Origin of the sequence: Endozoicomonas sp. SESOKO2 (assembly GCF_024606245.1) — a bacterium.
Lineage (GTDB): Bacteria > Pseudomonadota > Gammaproteobacteria > Pseudomonadales > Endozoicomonadaceae > Endozoicomonas_A.
The window spans coordinates 1-4649 of the sequence record NZ_JAHHPQ010000775.1 but is presented as its reverse complement, the minus strand read 5'-3'; the positions used below and the strand labels follow the sequence as shown (position 1 = coordinate 4649).

The window sequence follows — 4649 nt, the reverse complement described above, 5'->3', positions numbered from 1 at the left end:
ACTTATCAGACAGCATGTAGGTAAAGGAGAGCCCCGGCTGAGTGTTATTGTTGACGTCAGCTGTAGTGTTTTTGTCTTCAACCCTATTGGTTTTTAAACTCCCGCTGTCCACATCCGTCTGAACACTGGCTACTCCGCCACGAAAAATAAAACCTCAGGTCTCATAAGCTTGGGCAGATGTAGCAGAGTGCAGGAATCACGGTGAGCTATTAGTTCTGAGGGTGAAAAAACCTTGAATATTTTTCAAGGTTGTCTATATCTTAATATTCTAAAAAACAACAGACTCTGCTGTTTATTTGGGTAAAATTTCTGATGTTTGAAAGTATCAGATTAACAGATGAATATTTTAATATTGTTTTTTAGTAGAAACGTTTCTCGTTGAATGGCGACGCTTTTCTGGTAAAGTTATTTTGAAAAAATCAAGTTGTACCGCGAGAATTTTCTTTTGCCTTACTGTGATTGTTTTTACAGCTCAACTGATTTTTCTGAAAAAAGCATGGGCTTATACTCAGGAGGAAATAAGCCGTATACTCTTCGTTTCATTTTCAGGTCAGCGCTATGAAAAAAAAGACATTAATGCTGTTGATATCGAACAGTATCAATACGTCAGTCCTCTTCGTTACGAGCTAAATAAAGGTAATTTAAGTTCAAAGATAGAGGAAGAAAAAAAAAGCTAAAAAGAATAACGAATTGCAAGCTATGGCTGCATTGGTGCCTGTTTTGTATGCATTTTTTTCTGAAGCCACCCATCCTGTGCGAATGAATCAGGAAATCCTGATCGACACCAAAGCGGCTGGCGAAAAAGGAGAAAAGCAATCAACGGTTTTAAATCGTCTTTTCCCGGCTTATACGCTGGCAGGGCAGGTCTTTCGGCTGATGGTTCTGGCAAAGTGGCCGACTTCCGATGTATCGACTATTGAGAACCGGCAGGAAAGAATACAACAAATACTGGCTACGAATCCGGATTACTCATCAATAGAAAAACAACTATCAGGGCTCAGACAGTGGGAACCAAAATTAGCTGACATTTATTATCAGGACTCCTTATTTAATTCAGAAGTTGTTCAGGAAGAGTTAAAGTCATACATGAATCAGGGTTTTTTTCAGCAGCTGTGGAGCCATCCTGTAGGCAGTGGAATATTATCAATATCTACGCACTTTTTAACTTTTTCTGGTTACCTGGCATTGATACTTTCAGCACTGAGACAGCCGACTTATTGTTCAGCACAGTCATTATGCAGTTGGGGTGGAGTTGTAGTCAGCATAAGCTTGAACCAGTGGATATGGTTTCTTGAGTCCAGGCTAGAAGAATATTTTGCTGGACAGCGCAGAGTGAGCGGTCAAATGCTCAAAGAATATATAAGTGCTGTCTCTGGTTACCTGCAGCAAGTGGTTGACTGGCAACTATCAGATGGTTTGCCTGAAGCGTTAAAAATTCATTTCACCACAAAGGAGTTTGAAGAAATTATTGGCTTTCTCGAAGCAACAGAAAATCTTGCTGGAGCTGTCGTAAAGGGTCGCAATGCAGAAGCTGTGATATTACATGCGACAGAGTTGATCAGGATAAAGGACGTTCTCGCCAAGGTTATCTTTAAAGTAGGGGAAATGGATTTGTTTCTGGCGATAGCTGCTCGTATGCATGCTTCTGAGGCTGTTGAAAATGCTAATGAAGTCACTATTGCCCGATTCAGATCAGAGCCTGAGCCTTGTCTTTCCATGGTGGGCTTCTGGAATCCTTTGCTTGATAACAGTACTGCTGTTTCTAATACATTGCAGCTTGGGTGTGCAGGGAGTTATCTCAAAGACAACGAGGAGCTGGAGTATAAGACAGAACCGGTTACTGGAGTGGGACTTTTGCTATCAGGCAATAATGCATCCGGAAAATCCACTCTTATGAGGGCTGTTACCTTGAACAGTATTTTTCTTGCCCAGACCCTGGGAGTTGCGGCAGCCAAATCCTATGAAGCGAGTATTTTTCATGAAGCAGGAAGCTACATGGACAAGTTTGACAAGGCTGGGGAGTCGTCGTCTTACATGGAAGAGTTGCGCTACGTATCAGAGCTTTTAAAGAAGCCAGGCATAATAAATAACGAAAACAAGCTTGTCTGTTTTGATGAGCTGTTCAGTACTACAGACCCTGATGATGGTAGAAAAGGTTTTGAGATTGTTTTAAAAGCTCTCGGAAGACAAAGCCATTTAATGGCACTGATATCCACTCATTATGACCTGGCTGATACAGGCGAATGGCAGGAATCCTTTAACATCATGCACATGGGGATGACAAACAGCTCTGGCTATATCAGGCCGACCTATCAGATAGAGGAAGGCCCTAACAAGTGCAAAGTTGCGCTTGAATTTCTGGCTGAAACTTTTCAGTCTGAACTGCCTGATATTGCTGAAAAAATACGTACTTACCGAGCACATTAAGTATGATTCTACGGCATCTGTTCCTATTGCCAGTTTGCCTGATAACCAGCCAGGTTCAGGCTGTGCAAACACCTTATGAGATCCTTGAAAGACAATACCTGATCAAGTTTTCGGACTCTGACAATCAATCGTTCCAGTCAGAGGCATATCAGAGTGAGGAAAGTTCTTCTCATACAGCTCATGAAGAGCTCTCCTCTCGAAGAAAGCGAGAGTTGCTGTTGCATCATCTTTATCCTGAATGCTCTCAGTCTGCTGAGATTCAGGGTATGTTTCAGACGGATATATGGCAGGATATGCAGGTGTTCAGGAAAGATGGGTACGCTCACCTGTATGACAGGCTGTTTCCAGGTACCTCATTACTTGGAGAAGTGTACGGAGCCTGTCAACTGGTTACAGGCTCTACAAGTAGCATTAAAACACTGAAGGAACGCAAAGAGATCCTTCGCAGTTTAATGGCTCCCAATACAGCTACCGCTTTAGTATCAAGTATTGATGAAATTAATCAATATATTAATCCGGTCGTTCGGCTTCTGGATAAAAAACATCCATTCTTTTACTTCTTTCATATGCCCATTTTACTTCATGATGAAGGCACTTGGGCCGAGTCCGAATCACTCATAGGGATAGAATTAAAAAATGAAAAAGCTATGCAGGAGCTAATGCTTCAGAATAATATTCATGGGGTGACGCCACAATTCAGAACTTTGATGTATATCATGCCAGTTTTAGGGTTGCTGACTTCGGGGTGGCTGTTTAAATTAAGTACCCCATCAAGAAATGTCAACATACATACTGATCAAAGCATATTATGGAAAGGTTTGGTTATCACGGAGAAAACAGGAAGCTACATTCTTCCGTGGTCATTAGCTTTAAGTACGTTATACAAACTCAAATCGCTCCAGCAGAATCACGATGATTTGAAAAGAGTCAATAGAGAAATTACTTCAGAGTTACTATTACTGCGTCCTTTTTTCTCAGCTCTGTATAACCTTGGAAAAAATACCGGGTTATTTAATTTCACTGATAAAGAAGAAAGTTTACTTAGAATACTTATGGAGCAGATGAAGCTTTTGACGCTCGAAGATTATGGATATTTCTCATCATCGAGCATACAGCATGCTGCCAGTGCAATGAGAATTGTTGTTTTGCTGCATGGCTCAATTAACCGGTGGTTGAAAAAGCTTTCATGGATCGACTTTATGCTTTCTGTCAGCCGACAGATCAATTCTGAGCAAAACCCTTATACCTTTGTTGAGTTTGATGAAAGTAATTCCAGGCGTCCATACCTTTCAGCCGAGAAGCTCAGGCCTCCTGGTTTGGACTCTTCACAGGGAGTCGCTTCTGATTTCCATATTGGTGCTGGAAGAAAAAAAGTCAGAAATGTCATTCTGACAGGTATTAATGCTTCCGGGAAATCGACTTTTCTCAGAACATTGGGTATTAATGTGGCCTTTTTGGCTCAAAACCTTGGTATTGCTTCTGCTGAAACATTTACCCTGAGACCCTACACATCTATCAATACTCTTATGGAAAAAAATGATGAGCTTGGAAGGTCTTCTTTTGAAACAGAAGTCAATCAGGTTAGCCATTTACTTAAAATTGTTCGAGGCAGAACCAACAAGAGCAGAGATCTTGTTCTTGCTGATGAACTGCTAAGAACCACAAATCCACAAGAGGCTGCTATAGGCTCGTATATTATCGCCGAAGAGCTGGGTCAGTTGCCCCATCTTACGCTACTGTTATCCACCCATTTTGGTCTGTTGAAAAAACTTGCAAAAAAGCAGCCTGAAATGTTCGACAATAAATATATGCAGACCATTGATACCGTTGATGGCATCCCAAGGCCGACATTTAAACTGGTCAACGGTGTCAGCCATTCAGTTAACACCTTGCCTTTACTCAGGGAAATGATAGAGGCTGAACATCCAGATCTTCTTGAATATATGGTTGAGGATTAACCCGGAAATCTCATAAAGTGGCAAGCTTCTCGCTAGCTATTTTTCCGTCATGACAGCAGACTTTTCAAACTCACGACTGAGAGGCTGTCGAAAAAGGGCTGCGCTCGCTACCTTTTACGACAACCTCATTCACTGGCGGGGATTCCCTTTCAATCAGAACTTGTAAGAAACACCGGCCATATAAACCAGTGGGTCCAGTTCTGCGTCCAGCTTATAGCGGTTTCCGGCATTGTCCTTAAACTTCGCTGTGGTATTGATATCCAT

General features: G+C 41.7%; 5 protein-coding genes. 3 read left to right on the top strand and 2 right to left on the bottom strand.

All coding sequences use genetic code 11. From position 1 onward, the window contains the following. Positions 1 to 148 (bottom strand): OmpW family outer membrane protein (locus tag KDK17_RS19710; protein WP_373691617.1); only part of this gene is annotated, 148 nt, incomplete at its 3' end. A 262-nt stretch (positions 149 to 410) separates the two neighbouring features. Here KDK17_RS19710 and KDK17_RS18555 point away from each other — a divergent pair. From KDK17_RS18555 to KDK17_RS18545, 3 genes are all read left to right on the top strand, one after another. Continuing rightward, positions 411 to 677, top strand: coding sequence for a hypothetical protein (locus KDK17_RS18555; RefSeq protein ID WP_257288761.1), 267 nt, complete (start codon positions 411 to 413; stop codon positions 675 to 677). Positions 678 to 699: 22 nt separating this feature from the next. Continuing rightward, positions 700 to 2427 carry a hypothetical protein gene (locus KDK17_RS18550; RefSeq protein WP_257288763.1) on the top strand — a complete coding sequence of 576 codons (1728 nt, stop codon included), beginning with the start codon at positions 700 to 702 and terminating at the stop codon, positions 2425 to 2427. 266 nt (positions 2428 to 2693) lie between these two features. Next, positions 2694 to 4385 (top strand): hypothetical protein, encoded by a 1692-nt coding sequence (locus KDK17_RS18545; protein ID WP_257288760.1) that lies wholly within the window; start codon positions 2694 to 2696, stop codon positions 4383 to 4385. 153 nt (positions 4386 to 4538) lie between these two features. Here KDK17_RS18545 and KDK17_RS18540 read toward each other — a convergent pair whose 3' ends face one another. Further along, the gene (locus tag KDK17_RS18540) at positions 4539 to 4649 is read right to left on the bottom strand and encodes an OmpW family outer membrane protein (RefSeq protein ID WP_257288762.1); all 111 of its coding nucleotides are present in this window, start codon (positions 4647 to 4649) and stop codon (positions 4539 to 4541) included.

What these genes read in the sequence shown, in the direction of transcription:
- KDK17_RS18545 (WP_257288760.1), top strand. Translation starts at nt 2,694, where the DNA reads ATGTTTCAGACGGATATATGGCAGGATATGCAGGTGTTCAGGAAAGAT.
- KDK17_RS18550 (WP_257288763.1), top strand. Translation starts at nt 700, where the DNA reads ATGGCTGCATTGGTGCCTGTTTTGTATGCATTTTTTTCTGAAGCCACC.
- KDK17_RS18540 (WP_257288762.1), bottom strand. Translation starts at nt 4,649, where the DNA reads ATGGATATCAATACCACAGCGAAGTTTAAGGACAATGCCGGAAACCGC.